Annotated in this window: 20 protein-coding genes; 17 read left to right on the forward strand and 3 right to left on the reverse strand. The window is 67.1% G+C overall.

Annotated features, from left to right (window positions below):
* Positions 1-101: 101 nt before the first annotated feature.
* A complete protein-coding gene (locus tag AC1MCA_RS10735) occupies positions 102-1,178 on the forward strand; it encodes an ATP-dependent DNA ligase (RefSeq protein WP_479796826.1) in 1,077 nt (358 codons plus the stop codon).
* Positions 1,179-1,264: 86 nt separating this feature from the next.
* On the opposite strand, the gene AC1MCA_RS10740 is transcribed toward AC1MCA_RS10735, so the two are convergent.
* Both AC1MCA_RS10740 and AC1MCA_RS10745 read right to left on the reverse strand, forming a co-directional pair.
* On the reverse strand, positions 1,265-2,890 hold the full coding sequence (locus tag AC1MCA_RS10740; protein WP_479796829.1) for an HNH endonuclease signature motif containing protein: 1,626 nt from the start codon (positions 2,888-2,890) through the stop codon (positions 1,265-1,267).
* A gap of 307 nt (positions 2,891-3,197) precedes the next feature.
* A complete protein-coding gene (locus AC1MCA_RS10745; RefSeq protein ID WP_479796832.1) occupies positions 3,198-4,517 on the reverse strand; it encodes an MFS transporter in 1,320 nt (439 codons plus the stop codon).
* Between the two features lie 227 nt (positions 4,518-4,744).
* Here AC1MCA_RS10745 and AC1MCA_RS10750 point away from each other — a divergent pair, with 227 nt between their 5' ends.
* From AC1MCA_RS10750 to AC1MCA_RS10825, 16 genes are all read left to right on the forward strand, one after another.
* The gene (locus tag AC1MCA_RS10750; RefSeq protein ID WP_479796834.1) at positions 4,745-5,620 is read left to right on the forward strand and encodes an IclR family transcriptional regulator; all 876 of its coding nucleotides are present in this window, start codon (positions 4,745-4,747) and stop codon (positions 5,618-5,620) included.
* A 195-nt stretch (positions 5,621-5,815) separates the two neighbouring features.
* Positions 5,816-6,697 carry a shikimate dehydrogenase gene (locus tag AC1MCA_RS10755; protein ID WP_479796838.1) on the forward strand — a complete coding sequence of 294 codons (882 nt, stop codon included), beginning with the start codon at positions 5,816-5,818 and terminating at the stop codon, positions 6,695-6,697.
* Positions 6,697-8,631, forward strand: coding sequence for a bifunctional sugar phosphate isomerase/epimerase/4-hydroxyphenylpyruvate dioxygenase family protein (locus AC1MCA_RS10760; RefSeq protein WP_479796841.1), 1,935 nt, complete (start codon positions 6,697-6,699; stop codon positions 8,629-8,631). The genes AC1MCA_RS10755 and AC1MCA_RS10760 overlap by 1 nt, the downstream gene beginning before the upstream one ends.
* Before the next feature lie 71 nt (positions 8,632-8,702).
* Positions 8,703-9,575 (forward strand): protocatechuate 3,4-dioxygenase subunit beta, encoded by an 873-nt coding sequence (gene pcaH / locus AC1MCA_RS10765; RefSeq protein ID WP_479796843.1) that lies wholly within the window; start codon positions 8,703-8,705, stop codon positions 9,573-9,575.
* 4 nt (positions 9,576-9,579) lie between these two features.
* Positions 9,580-10,143, forward strand: a complete 564-nt coding sequence (gene pcaG, locus AC1MCA_RS10770; RefSeq protein ID WP_479796845.1) for a protocatechuate 3,4-dioxygenase subunit alpha — start codon at positions 9,580-9,582, stop codon at positions 10,141-10,143.
* Positions 10,140-11,642 (forward strand): lyase family protein, encoded by a 1,503-nt coding sequence (locus tag AC1MCA_RS10775; RefSeq protein ID WP_479796846.1) that lies wholly within the window; start codon positions 10,140-10,142, stop codon positions 11,640-11,642. The genes pcaG and AC1MCA_RS10775 overlap by 4 nt, the downstream gene beginning before the upstream one ends.
* On the forward strand, positions 11,635-12,453 hold the full coding sequence (locus AC1MCA_RS10780) for an alpha/beta fold hydrolase (RefSeq protein ID WP_479796849.1): 819 nt from the start codon (positions 11,635-11,637) through the stop codon (positions 12,451-12,453). Before AC1MCA_RS10775 ends, AC1MCA_RS10780 begins: the two co-directional genes overlap by 8 nt.
* Positions 12,450-12,914: a 4-carboxymuconolactone decarboxylase gene (gene pcaC, locus AC1MCA_RS10785; protein WP_479796852.1), complete on the forward strand. Its 465-nt coding sequence runs from the start codon at positions 12,450-12,452 to the stop codon at positions 12,912-12,914. Before AC1MCA_RS10780 ends, pcaC begins: the two co-directional genes overlap by 4 nt.
* Before the next feature lie 3 nt (positions 12,915-12,917).
* Positions 12,918-14,114, forward strand: coding sequence for a thiolase family protein (locus AC1MCA_RS10790; RefSeq protein ID WP_479796856.1), 1,197 nt, complete (start codon positions 12,918-12,920; stop codon positions 14,112-14,114).
* Positions 14,115-14,117: 3 nt separating this feature from the next.
* A complete protein-coding gene (locus tag AC1MCA_RS10795) occupies positions 14,118-14,777 on the forward strand; it encodes a 3-oxoacid CoA-transferase subunit A (RefSeq protein WP_479796858.1) in 660 nt (219 codons plus the stop codon).
* A 2-nt stretch (positions 14,778-14,779) separates the two neighbouring features.
* Positions 14,780-15,448, forward strand: a complete 669-nt coding sequence (locus tag AC1MCA_RS10800; protein ID WP_479796861.1) for a 3-oxoacid CoA-transferase subunit B — start codon at positions 14,780-14,782, stop codon at positions 15,446-15,448.
* 106 nt (positions 15,449-15,554) lie between these two features.
* Positions 15,555-16,367, forward strand: a complete 813-nt coding sequence (locus AC1MCA_RS10805) for an IclR family transcriptional regulator domain-containing protein (protein ID WP_479796865.1) — start codon at positions 15,555-15,557, stop codon at positions 16,365-16,367.
* Between the two features lie 100 nt (positions 16,368-16,467).
* Positions 16,468-17,682, forward strand: a complete 1,215-nt coding sequence (locus tag AC1MCA_RS10810) for a Re/Si-specific NAD(P)(+) transhydrogenase subunit alpha (RefSeq protein WP_479796868.1) — start codon at positions 16,468-16,470, stop codon at positions 17,680-17,682.
* Complete coding sequence (locus AC1MCA_RS10815) at positions 17,682-18,041, forward strand: NAD(P) transhydrogenase subunit alpha part 2 (RefSeq protein ID WP_479796872.1); 360 nt, start codon at positions 17,682-17,684, stop codon at positions 18,039-18,041. The genes AC1MCA_RS10810 and AC1MCA_RS10815 overlap by 1 nt, the downstream gene beginning before the upstream one ends.
* Positions 18,038-19,411: an NAD(P)(+) transhydrogenase (Re/Si-specific) subunit beta gene (locus AC1MCA_RS10820; protein WP_479796876.1), complete on the forward strand. Its 1,374-nt coding sequence runs from the start codon at positions 18,038-18,040 to the stop codon at positions 19,409-19,411. Before AC1MCA_RS10815 ends, AC1MCA_RS10820 begins: the two co-directional genes overlap by 4 nt.
* A gap of 50 nt (positions 19,412-19,461) precedes the next feature.
* On the forward strand, positions 19,462-20,388 hold the full coding sequence (locus tag AC1MCA_RS10825) for a diacylglycerol/lipid kinase family protein (protein WP_479796880.1): 927 nt from the start codon (positions 19,462-19,464) through the stop codon (positions 20,386-20,388).
* A gap of 3 nt (positions 20,389-20,391) precedes the next feature.
* Here the strand turns inward: AC1MCA_RS10825 and AC1MCA_RS10830 are convergent, their stop codons facing one another.
* Entirely contained in the window at positions 20,392-21,243 is an 852-nt protein-coding gene (locus AC1MCA_RS10830) for an ACT domain-containing protein (protein WP_479796884.1), read from the reverse strand.
* Positions 21,244-21,259: the final 16 nt, after the last annotated feature.

Raw genomic sequence — 21,259 nt, forward strand, 5'->3', positions numbered from 1 at the left:
TAAGGTCTACCGTCCCGCGGTGTGCAGTGTCGAGGCCCTCAACTGGGCTTTTGCCGACGAAGGCCTTTCGCAGCCGCCGTGGCCGGGCAAGAATGGGCAGTATGTACCTTCCCGTGATGCCTCCCGTTTCGCCCATGCTCGCCAAATCCGTCAGTGGTGTGCCGGACGGCGACCTGAGCTACGAACCAAAATGGGACGGCTTCCGGTCCATCATTTTCCGCGACGGCGATGAGGTGGAGATCGGCAGCCGCAACGAGAAACCCATGACCCGGTATTTTCCTGAGCTGGTGGTGGCCCTGAAGGAGAACCTGCCGCCCCGCTGTGTGGTGGACGGCGAGATTGTCCTGGTGGGAGCCTCAGGGGACCGGCTGGACTTCGATGCCCTCCAGCAGCGGATCCACCCGGCGGCCAGCCGGGTCAAACTGCTGGCGGAGCAGACCCCCGCCAAGTTTGTAGCCTTCGACCTGCTTGCCTTGGGCGACGACGACTACACTGGCCGGCCCTTCGCGGAGCGCCGAGCGGCACTGGAGGAGGCGCTCGCCGGCAGCAAGGCACCGGTCCATCTCACCGCCGCGACCCGGGACAAGGCACTCGCCGAACAGTGGTTCCAGCAGTTCGAGGGGGCGGGCCTGGACGGGATCGTGGCCAAGCCTGTGGCCGGCAGCTATCAGCCCGACAAGCGCGTGATGTTCAAGATCAAGCATGAACGCACTGCCGACTGCGTGGTGGCCGGCTACCGGGTGCATAAGAGCGGTCCGGACGCGATCGGCTCGCTGCTGCTCGGGTTGTACAAGGACGACGGCGCCCTGGCCAGCGTGGGGGTGATCGGCGCCTTCCCGATGAAACGCCGTCAGGAGCTTTTCGAGCAGCTGCAGCCGCTGGTTACCGACTTCGACGACCATCCCTGGGCCTGGGCGAAACAGGAGGAAGGTGAACGGACGCCCCGGAAGGCCGAGGGAAGCCGCTGGAGCGCCGGGAAGGACCTGTCCTTTGTTCCGCTGCGGCCTGAACTGGTGGTGGAGGTCAGGTACGACCATATGGAGGGCGAGAGGTTCCGCCACACAGCCCAATTCAACCGGTGGCGGCCGGACCGCGACCCCGAATCCTGCACCTACGCCCAGCTGGAGGAACCTGTTAACTTCGATCTCGAATCCGTCCTACAGGCCGGGCAGCCGTAGTACGGGTTCGCCGGATTGCCGGATTGCCGGATTGCCGGATTGCCGGATTGTGGGGGTAACTGGGTGCAGGCGGCTCTCGGCTACTGTCAGCTGGCGGTGTGGAGGAACCGTTCGATGCCGCCCTCTCCCAGGGAGAGGCCGATGTGGATGAAGTCGGGGTGGCCCGAGCCGGAGCCGTGGCCCGGTTCGGGTTTGCGTTGTGTTTCGGGTTTTTGGGGCCAGTGGGGTGGTTCCCAGTCGTGGGGTTCGGCTTTGTAGTGTCTGCCGGTGGGTGAGGTCCAGCCGGGGGACTGGTTTCTGGCGGCGGCCGTGGGTGTCCAGCCGCTGTTGTGTTTGAGTTTGTGGTGTTTCGGGCAGAGTTGGGCCAGGTTGCTGATGCCGGTGGTTCCGCCGTGGGCCCAGGCGGTGAGGTGGTCGGTGTCGTTGTCCAGGGACTGGTTGTTGCAGCCGGGGAAGGTGCATTTGCCGTCCCGGAGCTGAAGGGCGTGTTTCATGGCTTTGGTGAGGCGGTAGCTGGTCCGGCCGATCTCCAGTGGTGCCCCGTCGCGGGGGTCCACGAGGACCCGGTAGAAGGATTCGGCCCCGTTGGCCAGGAGGTCCCGGGCCATCGATGCCGGGATCGGGCCGTACCCGTCGAGCATCGCGGGTTCACCGGTGACGCCGAGCAGGGCGAAAACCGGGACGGTGACCAGGACCTGGGCCCGCGGGGTGGGGACCTTGCCCGGATTCACCGCTTCACCGCCGCTGGCATTGCGGCCTTCCCCGCTGCTGGACTCTTCCCCGCTGCCGGACTCGTTCCAGGTGTTGATCGGGGTCCCGGTGTTGGCCAGGGCCCCGGTGTTGTCGAGGGCCGTGGCGTTGAGCGCGATCCCGCTGCTGAGCAGGGCCTTGGCGAACGTGTCGGCGCGGAGCTGGGTGAGGGTGCGCGACTCATCAGGCCCTTGCAGGCCGCGGGCGATCGCGGTGGTGCGGTTCCAGATCGCCACTGCCTGATCTGCGGGGAGGTAGGCGGTGATCCAGGCCATCCCGTCCTGGTCCGGGCAGTACTGGACCCGGCGGTCCAGGACACCCTTGGCGTGGCGTTCCTCGATACTCTCGGCATGGTGGCGTTCCCGCCAGGTGCGAGCCTTGTGCCGGAACCGGGACGCCGGCATCTGTCCTGCGGTGCAGGCCCGGGCGGCATCCGGGGCCTCCGGGCCCGGGTCCAGGAAGTGTGTCTCCAACGCCGCGGCACCTGCCGGGTCAAGGGTGTCCGCTTCCTCGACCATGACCCGGGCGTGCTGCCAGGACAGGGAGCCGTCCCGCAGGGCGGCCAGGGTCAGCGGCAGCCTGGTGGTCAGCATCAGGGAGTGGTGCAGGAGCGAACCCGCGGCCCGCTCGCCGATGGTCAGGACACAGGCGACTTCTGCCCGGACCGCCATCTCCTGCACTGCAGCGTCCCCGGGGACGGTTAGGGGCCCGGCGATCAACGCCGCAGTTTCGAAGTATTTGGCGGCGGCGAGGGCCTTCACGGCGGCCAGCCGCGGCTCCGATTCAGCGACCCGGGAGAGGATCTGAAGGCAGTCTTCGGCCAGGCAGGCCGCAGGATCAGCACCCGAATCCGGCCCGGCGGCTGCTGCTCCAACACGGGCGTCGGTGACCACGGCAGCAAGCACAGCGAAGCCGGCATTGATAGCCGCAAATGCCTCCGCCACCACCGCGCTTGTTCCCATGAATTCATCATCACAGGTGGGTCTGACAATAACGCGGCAGGCCCGGGCCTGGCCCAAAGACCGGAGTCCTCGCTCCAGAAAGACCGGCCCCGGGCGGGTGCCCCCGTGCAAGCGGAAGGGGAAAGAGGGAGGGGCGAGTTCGCGATAGGCACGTGCTGACACCCGTCGTCGTACGTACGTTCCTGCCCGTTTGCTCCGGCCGGTTCCCGCAGCCCGAACATGGGAAAGCCCGCCATTCCGTGGAAGAATGGCGGGCTTTCCTGGAGGAACCGGGCAGGAACGTCCGGTCAGTCGGTCCGGACGGGGATTACTTCAGGCCGAGCTGCTTCGTGGGGACCTTGAAGGTTTCCTTCGCAGTGAGGGCTGAGATGGCTGCGATGCTGCAGATAACAGCGGTGAAGATGCTGATCTGGACCCAGCCCCCGGGCCGGATGCCGCCCATGGCAGCCACGATGGCCGGGGCGAATCCTGCCATCAGGAAGCCCAGCTGCGTGCCGATCGCCAGGCCGGAGAAGCGGACCTTGGTGCTGAACATCTCGGCGTAGAAGGACGGCCAGACGGCGTTCGAGGCTGCATAGCCGCAGGAGAAGAAGCCGATGGCTGCAAGGAACATCAGCGGAACGCTGCCGGACTCCAGGCTCAGCAGGAACACCGGCGTGAGGACCGCACTGGCAACGGCGCCGTAGATGAAGACCGGCTTACGGCCGATCTTGTCAGCCAGCATGCCGAACAGCGGCTGGGTGCCCAGGGCCACCAGGTTGGCGCCGACGACGAGCCAGAGGGTGGTGGTGCCGTCAACACCGGCGACGGTCTTGGCGTAGGTGATGGCCAGTGTGCCGAACACGGTGGATACTGCGGCGATGAAGGCGCAGGCAATAACGCGGAGGACGTCGCGCCAGTGGCCCTTGAGCAGGTCGGCGACGGGGAGCTTGGAGATCTGGGCAGTCTTTTGGGCTTCCTCGAAAGCCGGCGGTTCGTGCAGGGTGCGGCGGATGAAGAACGCAACCAGCACCACCACGGCGCTGAGCCAGAACGGGATGCGCCAGCCGATGCCGAACTTGATCTCGTCCGGGAGGGCCAGGACGGGGATGAAGACGAGGGCGGCGAGGATCTGGCCGCCCTGGGTGCCGGTGAGGGTCCAGGAGGTGAAGAAGGAGCGGCGGTTGTCCGGTGCGTGTTCCAGGGTCATGGATGAGGCGCCGGCCTGCTCACCTGCGGCGGAGAGGCCCTGGCAAAGCCGTGCAAGCACCAGCAGGGCCGGAGCCCACCAGCCCACGGTGTTGAAGTCGGGAAGGCAGCCGATCAGGAACGTCGAGGCGCCCATCAGCAGCAGGGTGAACATCAGGACCTTCCGGCGGCCCACCCGGTCACCGAAGTGGCCCAGGATGACGGCGCCGACGGGCCGTGCCACGTAAGCGAATCCGAAGGTGGCGAAGGACATGACGGCCGCATTTGCTCCCGCATCGGGGAAGAAGACCGTCGGGAAGATCAGGGCGGCGGCCGAACCGAAGATGAAGAAGTCGTAGTATTCGACCGCGCTGCCCAGGAAGCTGGCGAGGGCTGCTTTCTTTGGTGTCCCGGCCGGGGCTACAGTGCCCTGCCCCGCGGACGGAAGTGTCTGGCTCATGGAGTTCCTTTGTGTGACGACAGTGTCGCGGATGGATCTGGGGAGTCGCAGCCGCAGCGTGGTGGTGCCGGGTGCGGTGCGGCTGGAGTCCGTCAATGAATCTGGACTTGTAGCCACATAGTGGGAGCTACTTGTGCGATACAGCAATCATGACTGTGAGTGGAGTCACTTGTCAAGAAAATAATCACCATCTAGAAATTGCTTCCACGATGTGGCAACATCGAGTTATGAGTGTGAACCAAACCACAGCGGCCGATGACGCCTCCGCTGCCACAGATGAAGCTTCCGCCCAGGCCGAGGCCGTGATCAAGAGCGCCGAGGCAAATGCCGGGGTGAAAGCTCCGAAGGCTGACCGTACTGACATGGTGGGTAAGGCGCTTGGGCTCCTGGTCCTCCTTGGCGATGAACCCAAGGGTGCCAGTGCAGCCGAGATCTCCCGCCGTGCCGAGCTTCCCTTCAGCACTACCTATCGGCTGCTGGGTTCCCTGACCCGGGACGGCTTTGTGGACTATGAGCCGGATGGCCGCCGCTATCACCTGGGCCTCCGGATCTTCCAGCTGGGCCAGCGGGTCTCCAATCACCATGGATTCGCCGGTACAGCCATGCCGGTCCTGCGCCGCGTGACAGAGCAGACGGGCGAGGCCACCATCCTTAGCGTCCGCGACGGCCATCACCACCTGACGGTGAACAAGGTGGACGGCCCGCAAACCTTCCGCGTGACCAGTGACCCCGGTCATCTGGGTGCACTGCACGCAACCGCGGTTGGCAAGGCCTTGGTGGCCTTCGCCGAGGACGCGGAGCGTGAAAGTCTCATCGAAGAGCTGGACCTCGAGCCGCTGACCGAGCACACCATCACGGACCGCGGGGTCTTCCGCGCGGAAATGGAGAAGGTGCGCCGGCAGGGCTACGCGGTCATGGATGAGGAGAACGAGAACGGGATGCGCGCCGTGGCGGTGCCGCTGCTCAATTCACAGGGCCACGCCTTCGCCTCCCTGGCCACTGCCGTGCCGGTTTTCCGCCTCAGCATGGAGGCCCTCCTGGCGCACGTCCCCCTGCTGCAGGAAGCTGCCGCCGAGCTGGCCGCGCGCCTGCCGCAGCGGTGATGCGGGGGCCGGGCCGGGTGTCAATGCCGCGCCGGACCCGGAGCCGGCAACAACCCCCGCCAATATTCTATGTTCGTATGTCGAACAAGAGTGCGAGAAGTGAACAAGTGTTGTACTGTAATCCCTATCACCGGCCCGCCGCGTCCGCCCAGTGCGACGCCGCCCGCCAGGTGCCGTATCAAAGGAGCTGCCCGGATGAGCAATCGAACTGAGTCCTACCTTGTGGGACTGGTTGGCGATGGCGTGATGCCGTCACTCACCCCGCCCATGCACGAACGCGAAGGTGATGTGCAGGGCCTGCGCTATCTCTACCGCCCCATCGACCTGCTGGAGCTCGGACTGACTGGTGAAGCTGTGGGCGACCTGCTCAACAGTGCCCGCAGCCTCGGCTTCAACGGCCTGAACATCACCCACCCCTGCAAACAGCTTGTACTCCAGCACCTGGATGAGATTTCCCCGGACGCCCTCAAGCTGGGCGCCGTGAACACCGTGGTGATCGAGGACGGCCGGTTCATCGGCCACAACACGGACTTTTCCGGCTTCGCCTCCGCCCTTGCCTCCGGACTGCCGGGAGCGAAACTTGACCGGGTGGTCCAGCTCGGCGCCGGCGGTGCCGGTTCCGCCGTCGCTTACGCCCTGCTGACCGCCGGAGTTCAGGCACTGGACCTGGTGGACGTCGATCCCGCCCGCGCCGCGGCGCGCGCCGGGGAACTGGCCGGCTTCTTCCCGGGCCGCACCGTCACGGCGCGTACGACGGCGGAGCTGCCGCAGCTGATGCCCCTGGCCGACGGTCTGGTGCACTGCACTCCGGTAGGAATGGCCGCCCATCCGGGAGCTCCGCTGGATCTTGATCTGCTCGAACCACGGCACTGGGTGGCGGACATTGTCTACCGTCCCATTGAGACCGAACTGGTGTTGGCTGCCCGGGCCAAGGGCTGCGAAGTCCTGGACGGAGGGCGGATGGCTGTTGGCCAGGCTGCGGATGCATTCCGGATCTTCACCGGGCTGACGGCTGACGCTGACCGCATGCGCGGCCACTTCCTGGAGCTTGTGGCCGCTGAAGAGGTGGCCGCCTGATGCGCACCGGAATTGCCACCGTCTGCCTTTCCGGCACCCTGAAGGAGAAGATGCAGGCCTGCGCCATCGCGGGCTTTGACGGCATCGAAATCTTCGAGCAGGACCTGGTGACCTCGCCGCTCGCGCCGGAGGACGTCCGGAAAATGGCCGCAGACCTTGGCCTGACGCTGGACCTGTACCAGCCCTTCCGCGATTTCGACAGCGTGGAAGAGGACCTCCTCGCCGCCAACCTGCGCCGGGCCGAAGCCAAATTCAAGCTCATGGAGCGGCTCGGCATGGACACCATCCTGGTCTGCTCCAACGTGGCCACGGCCAGCATCGACAGCGACGACCTCCGCGCCGAACAGCTGGGCCGCCTGGCAGCCCTCGCGGGGGACCACGGCGTCAAGGTTGCCTATGAGGCCCTGGCCTGGGGCAAATACGTCAGCGATTACGAACATGCCCACAAGCTGGTGGAAGCGGTGGACCACCCCAGCCTGGGCACCTGCCTGGATTCGTTCCACATCCTTTCCCGCAACTGGAACACCGCTCCCATCGAAGCCTTCAACCCGGAGAAAATCTTCTTCGTCCAGGTTGCCGACGCGCCCAAACTCTCCATGGATGTGCTGTCCTGGAGCCGGCACTACCGGGTCTTCCCGGGCGAGGGTCAGTTCGAGCTGGCCAAGTTCATGGGCCACGTGATCCGGGCCGGCTACAGCGGACCGGTGTCGCTGGAGATCTTCAACGACGTCTTCCGCCAGTCGGACGTGGAGCGCACGGCCGTTGACGCCATGCGCTCGCTCATCTGGCTGGAGGAACAGAGCGCCAAGTGGCTGGACGCCAACGCCCCTGTACTGGCCGCCGCCAATGCCACCGGCAATGGTGCCGCAGCTTCGAAGGCCCCGGGCCGTCGTCGTTATCCCATGGAACTGGCCACCCTGCCGCAGGTTGCCGAGCCGGCGGGATACAACTTCGCCGAGGTCCGGGCCGCTGACTCGAAAGTCCTCGAAACGGTCCTGGGCCAGCTGGGCTTCGAGTTCAACGGCAGGCACCGCACCAAGGACGTGCAGCTCTGGTCCATGGGCCACGCGCGGGTGATCATCAACGAGCAGGCTGCGACGCACGCCGAGCCTGCCATCGCCGCTTTGGGGTTCGACGTCGAGTCTCCGGTGATTGCCGCCGCCCGCGCCCAGCAACTGAAGGCCCCCGCGGTCCCGCGGAAGACACAGGCCAACGAGGAGATTTTCCAGGGCTTCGCAGCCCCGGATTCCACCGAAATTTTCCTGTGCCAGGGCAGCCCCGACGGCACCGCAGCCTGGACGCGCGAGTTTGGCGAAGGCCTCGAGGTGCCGGCAGCCGGGGCCACGGCCGTGATTGACCACGTCAACCTGGCCCAGCCCTGGCAGCACTTCGACGAAGCCGTCCTGTTCTACACCAGCGCGCTGGCCCTGGAGCCGCAGCCGTTCGCCGAGGTTCCCAGCCCCACCGGGCTGGTGCGCTCGCAGGTCATGCTCACCGGGGACCGTTCGGTGCGGCTTGTTCTGAACCTCGCCCCGCTGATGCAGCAGGACGGCGCCTCCGGACCCGGGTCAGCCGCCGGGACGGGCGCGCGCAGGACGTACCAGGAACACATCGCCTTCGCCGTGGATGACCTGGTGGCCACCGCCCGGGACTGCAAAGCCCGCGGCCTGGAGTTCCTGCAAATTCCCGCCAACTACTACGAGGACCTGGACGCCCGTTTTGGCCTGGCCCCGGATTTCCTGGCCACGCTGCAGGAACTGAACCTCCTCTATGACCGCGACGCCGACGGCGAGTTCCTGCACTTCTACACCGCCACCGTGGGCAGCGTGTTCTTCGAAATGGTGGAACGCCGTGGGGCCTACGACGGCTACGGCGCACCCAACGCGCCCGTGCGGCACGCCGTTCAGTACGACCAACTAAGCCGCACCACCTGATCCCGCCCACACCGATCTGACCCATCCAAAGAGCAGTACCGCACACCGAACAGAAACGAGAGGAGCCAGCCGTGACGCAAGAAACCAAAGCCGAGCTTGAAACGGATGAGCTTGTACCCCCTGCAGAACCGAAGGCAGGACACGCCCCCCTGGACGCAGCAGTGGAGACGCAGCAGGATCTCAGTGCAGAGATCAAGTCCATCGGGGAGGCTTATGCCCAGGCCCTGAAGAGCGGTACCCCGGCCGAAGTGCAGCCTCGGCTGGACTACCCGCCGTACCGCAGCAGCATCCTGCGGCACCCCACCAAGGACCTGCACCACGCCGATCCGGAGACCATCGAGCTGTACTCGCCGGCGTTCGGCCACCAGGACGTCCACGCCCTGGAATCGGACCTGACCATCCAGCACAACGGCGAGCCGCAGGGCGAGCGGATCATTGTTGCCGGGCGTGTGCTCGATGGCGACGGCCGGCCTGTGGCCGGCCAGCTGGTGGAGATCTGGCAGGCCAATGCTGCCGGCCGTTACATCCACAAGCGCGATCAGCACCCGGCCCCGCTGGATCCCAACTTCACCGGCGTTGGCCGCTGCATCACCGGCCCGGACGGCTCCTACCGGTTCACCACCATCAAGCCCGGCGCCTACCCCTGGAAGAACCACCTGAACGCCTGGCGCCCGGCGCACATCCACTTCTCGCTGTTCGGGACCGAGTTCACCCAGCGCATCATCACGCAGATGTACTTCCCCGGGGACCAGCTCTTCCCGCTGGATCCGATCTACCAGACCATCGTGGACCAGGATGCCCGGGACCGCCTGGTGGCCGATTACGACCACAACCTCACGGAGCCCGAGTGGGCCCTGGGCTACAACTGGGACATCGTCCTGACCGGTTCCAAGCGGACCTGGACCGAGAACGAAGCGCTTGGCGCAGAAGGCGACGAGGCCTAGTCACATGAGCAACCAGACCAAACTCACCCCGACGCCCGGCCAGACGGTTGGCCCCTTCTTTGGCTACGCCCTCCCGTACGAAAAAGACCGCGAACTGCTGGCCCCCGGCTCGCCCGGTTCCATCCGCCTGCAGGGCACCGTTTATGACGGCTCCGGCGCCACCGTCCCGGATGCCATCCTGGAAATCTGGCAGCCGGACTCTGAAGGCAACGTGGTGGACCGGACCGGTTCCCTGGTCCGTGACGGCTACTCCTTCACCGGCTTCGGCCGCAGCTCCGTGGGCAACACCGGAATCTACACGTTCACCACGGTCAACCCCGGAGCCACCGAGGAAGGCTCGGCGCCGTTCATCGCCGTCGCCATCTTTGCCCGCGGCCTGACCAACCGGCTGTTCAGCCGGATCTATCTTCCGGAAAATGAGGAGGCGCTGGCGAAGGACCCGCTGCTGTCCTCGCTGGATCCGGAGCGCCGCAAGACCCTGATCGCACGCCGCGACGCCGACGGCGGACTCACCTGGGACGTCCGGCTGCAGGGTGAGGGCGAAACAGTCTTCCTGGACTTCCAGTGAGCGCTGCCGCCCTGGGTTATGGAGCCGACGCTGATGGCGACGCCGGCCTGCTGAGTCCCGTGTCAGCCTCGCCCCTGGTGCGGGTGCTGACGGGGGACCGGGCGGTGCTGGCGGCGATTCTCGCCGTCGAGTCGGGCTGGGCTGCGGTGCTCGAAGCGGCGGACCTGGCACCTGCCGGTTCCGCCGCCGTCGTGGCCTCCGCCGCCGAGGCTGGCCGCTACGACGTGGCGGACATCGCGCTCCGTGCCCAGGGTGGCGGCAATCCCGTGATCCCGCTCCTCGCCGATCTGCGGAAGCAGGTTTCGGCGCTGGATACCGCGGGCATCGGGGCTGGGAAGGCGGTCCACACCTCGCTGACCAGCCAGGACGTGCTGGACAGCGCCCTGATGCTGCTCGCCCGCAACACCGTTGACGCGCTGCTCGCGGACCTGAAATGCACGACGACGGCGCTCGCCGCCTTGGCGGAGAAGCATGCGGACACGCTGGGGGTGGGCCGCAGCCTCACCCAGCACTCCCTGCCATTCACCTTCGGGCTCCGGGCGGCGCAGTGGTTCCATGGTGTGGCCGCGGCGGGACGGCTGCTGGAACGGACTGAATTCCCGGTGCAGTTCGGTGGTGCGGCAGGTACCCTGGCCGCCGGAACCGTGCTGACAGCCGGAGCTGCAACAAACCCCTTTGACCTCGCTGACGCGCTGGCCGCGCAATTGGGCCTTGCCGCAGCGCCCGCACCGTGGCACACCAACCGGCTGGCCGTCACGTCCCTGGGCAATGCGCTGGCCACGGTGCTCGACGCCGCCGGCAAGATCGCCGCTGACGTCCTGTTCCTGAGCCGGCCCGAGGTTGCCGAGCTCGCCGAACCACGGGCAGCCGGACGCGGTGTGTCCTCGGCCATGCCGCAGAAGCAGAACCCGGTCCTCTCCGTCCTGATCCGCAGTGCCGCCCTGCAGGCCCCCCAGCTCGTGGCCCAGCTGCACCTGGCTGCGGCCAACTTCAACGACGAACGCCCGGACGGCGCCTGGCACACGGAATGGCCGGCCCTCCGCCAGCTCCTGCAGCTGGCCCTGGGGGCAGCCGGACAGCTCAGGGAGCTCGCCGAAGGATTGCAGGTTTTTCCGGACGCCATCCGCCGCAACCTGGACCTCGCCGGTCCGCTGCTGCTGGCCGAAGGGGTGGGCGCCGCCGTGGCTCCGCTGCTGGAGGCCAAGGACGGCCGCGCCGGCAAGGAGCAGCTCCAGGCCGTGGTGGACCAGACGCTCCAGGTCCCGACTGCAGAGCAGGCGGGCACGTACCGCCGGCTGCTCCGCGGTGCCGTTCCGGCGGACCGGCTGTCCGATGGACAGCTGGACGAGCTGCTGGACCCGGCCAATTACCTGGGACAGGCGGCCGGAATCACCCGGCGGATCCTCGCCGCCTATCCGGATTTTGCCGCACCGGGCACACCTATTTCAGACCCCGGGTCACCTGTGGACCCCAACGCGAACGGAGCCAACCGTGGCTAATCCAACCCTGAAGGCAGTCCTGCTTTCGCCCCAGCGCCCCCTGGGCGAACATCCCCTCCTGGTGGTGGGACCCTCGCTGGGTACGTCCTCGATCCTGTGGTCCGCAACGGCTTCCCTGCTCGGCAACGACTACGACGTCGTAGCCTGGGACCTTCCCGGACATGGTGTTTCGCCGGCCGCCAGCGAGCCCTTCGACGTCGCAGCGCTGGCGGACTCCGTGGTGGACCTGGTGGATTCGATCGCCCCCGGTGAAGCCTTCCACTACGCGGGAGTCTCACTCGGCGGGGCCACCGGCCTGCAGCTGGGCATCAAGCACGGCGAACGGCTCAAGAGCCTCTCGGTGCAGTGCTCCGGCGCGAAGATCGGCACCCCCGAAGGCTGGCTGGAACGGGCCGAAACAGTACGGAAGCTGGGGACGCCGGTGGTGCTCCAGGGCTCGGCTGAGCGCTGGTTTGCCCCGGGCTTTATGGACCGCGACCCTGACCTGAGCAGCCGCCTCCTGCACTCGCTGCGCGACGCCGACCGCTTCAGCTACGCCTACTGCTGTGAAGCGCTGGCCGCGTATGACGTCCGCGACGAACTCGGCAGCATCACCGTCCCCACCCAGGCTGTGGCGGGCGCGGCGGATACGGTTGTACCGCCGTCGTTCGCTGAAGAAATCGTTGCCGGCATCACCGCCGGCGGCGGTACAGCGAACGCCGTGACCCTCGAAGGAGTGGCGCACCTTGCCCCCGCCGAGGCGCCCGCCCACGTGGCCGAACTGCTGCGGAACCTGATCTCCTGGAGCGAATCCCGCGGAGCCGGCAAATGACCGATCTGCAGACAGCCGGCCCGGAGCGCCACGGCGTGGTCCAGCCCGCTGCCACCAGCAAGGAAATTTACGACGGCGGCATGGTGGTCCGCCGTGAAGTGCTGGGTGACGCCCACGTTGACCGGGCAACCGCCAACATGGACGCCTTCACCGAGGACTTCCAGGACATGATCACGCGGATCGCCTGGGGCGGCATCTGGACCCGCCCGGGCATATCCCGCCCGATGCGCTCGGCCGTGACCATCACCGCCATGGTGGCGCACGGTCACTGGGAGGAACTGGCCATGCACATCCGGGCCGCCCTCACCAACGGCCTGAGCCGGGACGAAATCAAGGAAATCCTGCTCCAGACCGCCATCTACTGTGGCGTTCCGTCGGCAAATACGGCCTTCAAGACAGCTCAGCAGGTATTCCATGAAATGGACAACGCCGTCATTGATACAGAAAGAAACGGGCAATAAATCATGAATCAGGCTTTTGTGTACGACGCCGTGCGCACTCCGTTCGGTAAGTTCGGCTCGGGTTTGGCGGGGGTCCGTCCGGATGACCTCGCTGCGCATGTGATCAGGGAGTCCGTGAAGCGGGCTCCGGGTTTGGATCCGGAGCGGATCGATGAGGTGGTGTTCGGGAACGCGAACGGTGCCGGTGAGGAGAACCGGAACATCGCCCGGATGGGCACCCTGCTCGCGGGTTTGCCGGTCTCGATCCCGGGCACGTCGGTTAACCGGTTGTGCGGCTCGTCGTTGGATGCGGCGATCATCGCGTCCCGGCAGATCAATGCCGGGGACGCTGAGCTGATGCTGGTCGGCGGGGCAGAGTCGATGTCGCGGGCGCCGTGGGTGTTGCCGAAGACCGAGAAGCCGTACCCGGCCGGGGACCTGACACTGGCGTCCACCACGTTGGGCTGGCGGCTGGTGAACAAGGCGATGCCGGCGGAGTGGACCATTTCCCTGGGCGAGGCCACCGAGCGGTTGCGGGAGAAGTACGGGGTGAGCCGGGAGCAGCAGGATGAGTTCGCGGCGAACTCGCACAACCTCTCCGCTGCGGCGTGGGATGAGGGGTTCTACGACAACCTGGTCACCCCGGTGCCTGGCACTGACCTGGTCCGGGACGAGGGCATCCGGGCCGGGTCCTCGGCGGAGAAGCTCGCCGGGCTCAAGACCGTGTTCCGGGCCGAGAACGGCACCGTCACGGCCGGGAACGCCTCGCCGCTCTCCGATGGGGCGTCGGCTGCGTGGATCGGCTCCGAGAACGCCGCGGAAATCCTGGGCCTGGAACCCCTGGCCCGCATCGCCGGCCGCGGCGCGCACGCCAATGATCCGCAGTTCTTCGGCTACGCGCCGGTGGAGGCTGCGAACAAGGCCCTCGCGAAGGCGGGCATCGGCTGGGACCAGGTGGGCGCCGTCGAACTTAACGAGGCGTTCGCTGCGCAGTCCCTGGCGTGCATCAACGCCTGGGGCATCGACCCGGGAATTGTGAACCGGCACGGCGGTGCGATCGCGATGGGCCACCCGCTCGGCGCGTCCGGCACCCGGATCCTGGGCACCCTCGCCCGGTCCCTGCAGGCCTCCGGGGAACGCTGGGGCGTCGCCGCGATCTGCATCGGCGTCGGCCAGGGCCTCGCCATCGTGCTTGAAAATGTAACTTCCATGAAGGGCTGAGCAATGCTGACATTTGTAGACACCGTCAACGAGGCCGTCGCGGGCATCAAGGACGGCTCCACCGTGATGATCGGCGGGTTCGGCAACGCCGGGCAGCCGTTCGAACTGATCGACGCCCTGATGGACTGCGGGGCCACCGGCCTGACAGTGGTGAACAACAACGCCGGCCAGGGTGACCAGGGCCTGGCGCTGCTCATCAAGGAAGGCCGGGTGAAGAAGATGATCTGCTCCTTCCCGCGGCAGTCCGATTCCTGGCACTTCGATGCCAAGTACAAGGCCGGCGAGATCGAGCTCGAGCTGGTCCCGCAGGGCAACCTTGCCGAGCGGATCCGCGCCGCCGGAGCCGGCATCGGCGGGTTCTTCACCCCCACCGGCTACGGCACCATGTTGGCCGAGGGCAAGGAAACCCGGATCATCGACGGGCGCGGCCAGGTCTTCGAGACGCCCCTCCACGCCGACGTCGCACTGATCAAGGCGCTGAAGGCCGACGGCGTGGGGAACCTTGTGTACCGCAAGACCGCCCGGAACTTCGGCCCCATCATGGCCGCCGCCGCCAAGCACACGGTGGTCCAGGTGTCCGAGATCGTCCCCACCGGAGGCCTCGACCCGGAAAACGTGGTTACCCCCGGAATCTACGTCAACAGCATCGTGAAGGTGGCCTGACCATGAGCACCCCGACCAGCATCCAGACCTCCGATAAGCCCCTGGGCCGGGACGAACTCGCCGAACTGGTGGCGCGGGACATCGCCCCGGGCTCGTTCGTGAACCTCGGCATCGGCCAGCCCACGCTGGTGTCCAACTACCTCAAGCCGGAGCAGAACATCACGCTCCACACCGAGAACGGCATGCTGGGCATGGGCCCGGCAGCCACCGGAGACCAGATCGACGGCGACCTCATCAACGCCGGCAAGATCCCCGTCACCGAACTCCCGGGTGCGTCCTACTTCCACCACGCCGACTCGTTCGCGATCATGCGCGGCGGCCACCTGGACATCTGCGTGCTCGGCGCATTCCAGGTCTCGGCCACCGGTGACCTGGCCAACTGGCACACCGGCGCCCCGGACGCCATTCCGGCCGTGGGCGGCGCCATGGATTTGGCCACCGGTGCCAAGGACGTGTTCGTGATGATGACGCTCCTGACCCGCGAAGGCGCGTCGAAGATCGTGGAGTCCTGCACCTACCCCCTGACCGGGGTGGGCTGCGTGACCCGCGTGTACACGGACAAGGCGGTGTTCCTCACTGGACCCGACGGCGTCACCGTCCGTGAGACGTTCGGCTGCACCTTCGAGGAGCTCCAGGCGCTCGTACCGGTCCCGCTCAAGGCTTCCGCCTAGGCCCTTTGTGGGGCCCGCCCTACGTCCGTTCGCAGCTGCGGGGGTACGGAGAGCAGGCCCCACAAGCCGCATTTCCCCGCCCACCGCGCCGCTAGGATTGGTAACCATGATCGACGCACGCCAAGAGGTACTGGCCGCCCCGCAGGCGAGCGACCAGTACGTGCAGTCGCTGGCACGCGGGCTGGCCGTGATCCGTGCGTTCGACACCGAACATCCGGTCATGACCCTCACCGAGGTCGCCGCCCGGACAAACCTGACCAGGGCCACGGCGCGGCGTTTCCTGCACACGCTCGTTGAGCTCGGCTACGTACGCACCGACGGCAAAACCTTCGCGCTCACGGCCATGGTCCTGCAACTGGGCTACGCCTACCTTTCGGGGCTGTCCCTGCCGCAGCTGGCCATGCCGCACCTGGAGGAACTGTCCCTGAAACTGGGGGAGTCAACCTCCGCTGCGGTGCTGGACGGCACCGACATCGCCTACATTGCCCGGGTGACCACACGCCGGATCATGAACGTCGGCATCACCGTGGGCACGCGCTTCCCGGCGTATGCCACGTCCATGGGCAGGGTCCTGCTCGCCGCCCTTCCGCCGGCCGGCCTCAAGGCCTACCTCGCGGGGACGGAGATCAAACCCCTGACCCCGCGGGGGCTGGGCAGCGTCCCGGAACTGTTGGCCGTGCTCGAAACCGTCCGGGCCCAGGGCTGGTGCCTGGTGGACCAGGAGCTCGAATTGGGGCTGATGTCCGTTGCCGCCCCGGTGTACGACGGACCCACCAAAGTGGTGGCCGCAGTCAACGTTTCGCTGCAGGCCCAGTCGGTGGCCGCCCAGCCGGACCGGGACGCCTACCTCGCCTCCGTGGCCGAAGAAATTGTGGCAACAGCCAAGCTGATCTCCGCGGACCTGACCGCCCGCGGCTAGGAACCATCTCCCGCCTGCTGCGATTCTTCCGGAACTGCTGCCACTTCGCACGGCAGGGTCATAGACTCTAGCCAACTACGTCCGTGAGGGGAGTTGGCCGGTGAAACTGGGCATACCGCGGGAACGTCATGAAGGTGAGCTCCGGGTGGCCGCCACACCGGAAACCGTCAGGCAGCTGGCAGGGCTGGGCCTTGAAGTCATCGTCGAGTCCATGGCCGGTGCCCCCGCCGGCTACCCGGACCATGATTACGCGGAAGCCGGTTGCCGGCTGGTACAGGCCTTGGACCTGTCCGAACTCGATGTCCTGGCCCATGTCCGCCCCCTGGAACCCGCGACGGCGAAGGCCCTGCACAGTGGCGCCGTCACCGTGGGCCTGGCCTCGCCGTCGTCCGAGCTGGCTACCGTCCAGGCACTCGCGGACGCAGGGGTCACGTCCTTCGCCCTGGAACTGGTGCCCCGCATCTCCCGGGCGCAGTCCATGGATGCCCTCAGCTCCCAGGCTCTGGTGGCCGGCTACCGCTGCGTCCTGGAAGCTGCCATCCGGCTGCCACGGTTCTTCCCGCTGTTTATGACCGCCGCCGGAACCGTTCCGCCGGCCCGTGTGCTGGTGCTCGGAGCGGGAGTGGCCGGCCTCCAGGCCATCGGCACCGCCAAGCGGCTCGGTGCCCGCGTCTCCGCGAACGACATCCGGCCGGCCTCCGCGGACGAGGTGGCCTCGATGGGAGGCACCTTCATCAAACTGGACCTCGAGACCGCCGAAGCATCGGGAGGCTACGCCCGGGAGCTCAGTGCTGACCGCGGCGCCCTCCAGCGTGAGCTGCTGGCCCCGCATGTGGCCCAGTCCGACGTCCTGATTACGACGGCGGCCGTCCCCGGCAGGCGGGCCCCCCTCCTCGTTTCCCGCCAAATGGTGCAGGCAATGCGCCCCGGTTCAGTCGTCGTCGACCTCGCCGCGGAGTCCGGCGGCAACGTGGAAGGCTCCGTCCCCGGCGAGGACATCCTGGTCCCCACCGCCGACGGGCACGGCCACGTCACCCTCGTGGGGCTTAAGGACGCGCCGTCCGCTCTGGCGTCGGACGCGTCCCGCCTCTTCGCCAAGAACGTCGCCAACCTGCTGGCCCTGATGACCCGCGACGGCGTTGTTGCACCCGATTTCGACGACGACGTCATAGCCGGTGCGTGTCTCACCCACGACGGCGCGGTGCGGCACCTGCCCACAGCGGAAGCACTCGCGGCGCTCATCCCGGCCCTGCCGGACCACGCACCCCATGTACCCGGCCACGCACCGAGCGTTCAGGACAGGGGTGAGCGCTGATGGACGGCATGAGCCTGCTGACGGTCACCGTGCTGGCAGTGTTTGTGGGCTTCGAAGTGGTCTCCAAGGTCTCCAGCACCCTGCACACGCCCCTGATGTCCGGAGCCAACGCCATCCACGGCATCATCCTGGTGGGCGCCATCATTGTGGCCGGCCAGGCTGCGGACCCGTGGGTCCTCGCGGTGGCGCTGCTCGCCGTCGTCCTGGCCACGGCAAACCTGGTGGGCGGCTTTGTAGTCACGGACCGGATGCTGCACATGTTCCATGCGCGCAAAGAGACCCCGGCCCCCAACGAACCCGCAGGCCGCAGGGAGAATCCCGGGCCCAACGGGCTGCCGGCCAGAGGGGAGGGGAAATGACCCTCCTCGATCCGGTCTGGACATCGCTCCTCTACCTCACCGCCGCGGTGTTCTTCATCCTGGCGCTGCGCGGCCTCAGCTCGCCGCGCACGGCCCGGCGCGGGAACCTGATCGGGGCTTTCGGGGCGCTGCTCGCCGTTGTCACAGTGTTCTTCTCCGCGCGGCTCGAGAACATTCCCTGGATCGTCGGCGCCATAGCGGTAGGTACCGCCGTCGCCGCACCAGTGGCCAGGCGCGTCAAGATGACGCAGATGCCGCAACTGGTGGCGCTCTTCAACGGGGTGGGCGGCGGCGCGGCGGCCCTGGTGGCACTGCTCGAACTCAGCCACACCGGCGATCCGTGGGTGCGGCTGGCCATCGTCTTCACCCTCCTGGTGGGCGCGGTGTCCTTTGCCGGATCGGGGGTCACCTTCGCCAAACTGCAGGAGCTGATGACCACCCGGCCGGTCGTTTTTCCCGGGCTCCCCATAGTCATGGCGGCGGTCCTGCTCGCTGCGGTGGGCACCGGCGCCGCCGTGGTCCTGACCGGCTCGCTGCCGCTTGCCGTGCTGCTGATGGTGCTGGGGCTCGCTGCCGGTGCGTTGCTGGTGCTGCCGGTGGGCGGCGCGGACGTGCCCATCGTCATCTCGCTGCTGAACGCCTTCACCGGCCTGGCCGTCGCGGCGTCCGGCGTGGTGCTCGGCAACGTTCTCCTGGTGGTGGCGGGCACCCTGGTGGGCGCCTCCGGTACCATCCTGACCCGGGCGATGGCTGCCGCCATGGGCCGCAGCGTGGCCGGCATCCTGTTCGGCGCCTTCAAGGGAGGTTCGACGGCGGGATCCACCGCCGTGAGCGAACGTCCCGTCAGGTCCTCCAGTGCGGAGGACGTGGCCGTGCTCCTGGGGTATGCGCAGCGGGTGATCATCGTGCCGGGCTACGGCCTGGCCGTGGCGCAGGGACAGCACACCGCCGCCGAACTCGCTTTGGCCCTGGAAGCCCGCGGAATCGAGGTGGACTTCGCCATCCACCCCGTGGCCGGCCGGATGCCAGGGCACATGAACGTGCTCCTGGCCGAGGCCAACGTGCCGTACGAATCGCTCAAGGAAATGGGCGAGATCAACTCCGAGTTCCGGACCGCGGACGTGGCCCTCGTGGTGGGCGCAAACGATGTGGTGAACCCCGCCGCCAAGACCTCGTCAGGCTCACCCATCTACGGCATGCCCATCCTCGAAGTGGCAGAGGCCCGCCAGGTGATCTTCCTGAAGCGCTCGATGCGGCCAGGGTTCGCGGGGATCGAGAACGACCTCCTGTATGAACCGCAGACCTCCCTGCTCTTCGGCGACGCCAAGGACTCCCTGGCCAAGGTGCTCGGCGCGGTTAAGGCGCTGTAGCCAAGTACGCTGTCAGCAGGACCTCTTTCACCACGTCAGCGAAGGACACCATGTCAGATACGAGCTCCACTTCCCCCAAGCGCGCAGCCGTCATCATCAACCCGGCCAAGCCGGTGGACATCGACGTGCGCGGCCTGATGGCCAAGCACTCCGAGAGCAACGGCTGGGGCGAGCCCATCTGGCTGGAAACCACCAAGGATGACCCCGGCGTGGGCCAGGCGAAAGAGGCACTCGAGCAGGGTGCCGACATCGTCATTGCGGCCGGCGGGGACGGCACCGTCCGGTGCGTCGCTGAGGTACTCGCCGGCACCGGCATCCCCATGGGCCTGCTGCCGCTGGGCACGGGAAACCTGCTGGCACGCAACCTGGGCATGGACGTCACCGACGTTGAAGGCGCCATGGTGGGGGCCCTGACCGGCTGGGAGCGCAAAATCGACGTCGTCCGGGCTGTCCGGTCCAACCCGGACAAAGAACAGGTGTTCCTCGTCATGGCAGGCGTGGGGTATGACGCCACCATCATGGCCGACACCAACGAGGACCTCAAGGACAAAGTGGGCTGGCTGGCCTACGTGGACGCCGGCATCCGGAACCTGCCCGGTAAGCCCGTGAAGGCCACCATTATTGTGGACGGCAAGGACGTGGTCCACCGCGGGGTACGCAGCGTGATGGTGGGAAACTGCGGCAAGGTCCAGGGCAACCTGGAGATCTTCCCCGACGCAAAGGTGGACGACGGTCTCCTGGATGTTGTGGTCCTCGCGCCGAAGGGGAAGCTCGGCTGGTTCTCAGTGATCGCCGGCATGATCGGCAAAGGCAAGGGCCAGGACACCTCCGTTGAATACTTCCAGGGCAAATCCGTGGAGATCACCCTGGAGCACAACGACGACTACCAGCTCGATGGCGACCACGAGGGCGAGGGCAAGCACGTGGTCATGACCATGGATCCTGAGGCCCTGACCATCCGGATGGCGGCCAACTAGCGTTCACCGGGCGGCGGCCGCCGGCTGGTGCGAGAGGATCTCCGCCAGCTCGGCGAGCCGGTGGGCGCGGGCTGATTCAGCCGGCGTGAACGGCTCGCCGGGACGGACAAAGGTGATGGGCCCGTGCCAGGCGGTGGGAATCTTCAACCGGGTGCCGGCGTCGTACTTTTCCAGGATGGCTTCCGCCGGGGTGAGGATCCGGGCGCGGAGCAGCTCGGCCACTGCCAGCGGAAGTTCATCCGGGGCTCCGGCGATCCGTGCGGCGAGGCTCAGGGCCTTGGTCTGCCCGTCGGCCATGGCAAGCGCCGTGGTGGGCCAGACCTGGGAACGCGAGCCGCCGCCGTCGTGCAGTGCCTCCAGCAGCTGGCGTTCACTGAGGTTCCCCGGAGCGGAGAGCACAAACTCGTCCAGCACCCCGCCGGGCACCGGGTGGACATGGATGCTCAGGATATTGGTGTCCAGGCGGGCCAACGCCTGGGTGAGCCTGTGCAGGGAGCCGGGCGTGTCCTGCATGACCGTCCGGGCCCGCCACAAGGCCGGTGCGGTGCCCATTTTCCTGCGGAGCTTCAGCGCCGGCGCATGCAGCCAGCCACGCAGGATCCGCGCCGCGGAGGGTTCCGCCACCCAGATCACCAGGGCGGTTGCGGTGAGTGTGAGCACCAGGACTTTTGCCACGTACGGCAGGTGTGTTTCCACCACGAGTGCGTGGACCAGGAGTTCGATCGGGAGCATCACCGCGATGTTGGCGAGCGTCAGGCGGGTCTTGGTGGGTTCCGGCATAAGGCCGCAGACTTCGCAGCTCAGATCGGCGGCAGGGTTCGTGGCAGCAGGCTTCTTATCCCCGGAGTACTTCATGTCATCAGAGTCACAG

It is taken from the genome of Arthrobacter sp. BK1 (assembly GCF_056680055.1).

Bases quoted from the DNA above. Each gene is read 5' to 3' on its own strand.
- AC1MCA_RS10735 (WP_479796826.1), top strand. From the start codon at position 102: ATGTACCTTCCCGTGATGCCTCCCGTTTCGCCCATGCTCGCCAAATCC.
- AC1MCA_RS10740 (WP_479796829.1), bottom strand. From the start codon at position 2,890: ATGGGAACAAGCGCGGTGGTGGCGGAGGCATTTGCGGCTATCAATGCC.
- AC1MCA_RS10745 (WP_479796832.1), bottom strand. From the start codon at position 4,517: ATGAGCCAGACACTTCCGTCCGCGGGGCAGGGCACTGTAGCCCCGGCC.
- AC1MCA_RS10750 (WP_479796834.1), top strand. From the start codon at position 4,745: ATGAGTGTGAACCAAACCACAGCGGCCGATGACGCCTCCGCTGCCACA.
- AC1MCA_RS10755 (WP_479796838.1), top strand. From the start codon at position 5,816: ATGAGCAATCGAACTGAGTCCTACCTTGTGGGACTGGTTGGCGATGGC.
- AC1MCA_RS10760 (WP_479796841.1), top strand. From the start codon at position 6,697: ATGCGCACCGGAATTGCCACCGTCTGCCTTTCCGGCACCCTGAAGGAG.
- pcaG (WP_479796845.1), top strand. From the start codon at position 9,580: ATGAGCAACCAGACCAAACTCACCCCGACGCCCGGCCAGACGGTTGGC.
- pcaC (WP_479796852.1), top strand. From the start codon at position 12,450: ATGACCGATCTGCAGACAGCCGGCCCGGAGCGCCACGGCGTGGTCCAG.
- AC1MCA_RS10790 (WP_479796856.1), top strand. From the start codon at position 12,918: ATGAATCAGGCTTTTGTGTACGACGCCGTGCGCACTCCGTTCGGTAAG.
- AC1MCA_RS10795 (WP_479796858.1), top strand. From the start codon at position 14,118: ATGCTGACATTTGTAGACACCGTCAACGAGGCCGTCGCGGGCATCAAG.
- AC1MCA_RS10800 (WP_479796861.1), top strand. From the start codon at position 14,780: ATGAGCACCCCGACCAGCATCCAGACCTCCGATAAGCCCCTGGGCCGG.
- AC1MCA_RS10805 (WP_479796865.1), top strand. From the start codon at position 15,555: ATGATCGACGCACGCCAAGAGGTACTGGCCGCCCCGCAGGCGAGCGAC.
- AC1MCA_RS10815 (WP_479796872.1), top strand. From the start codon at position 17,682: ATGGACGGCATGAGCCTGCTGACGGTCACCGTGCTGGCAGTGTTTGTG.
- AC1MCA_RS10820 (WP_479796876.1), top strand. From the start codon at position 18,038: ATGACCCTCCTCGATCCGGTCTGGACATCGCTCCTCTACCTCACCGCC.
- AC1MCA_RS10825 (WP_479796880.1), top strand. From the start codon at position 19,462: ATGTCAGATACGAGCTCCACTTCCCCCAAGCGCGCAGCCGTCATCATC.
- AC1MCA_RS10830 (WP_479796884.1), bottom strand. From the start codon at position 21,243: ATGAAGTACTCCGGGGATAAGAAGCCTGCTGCCACGAACCCTGCCGCC.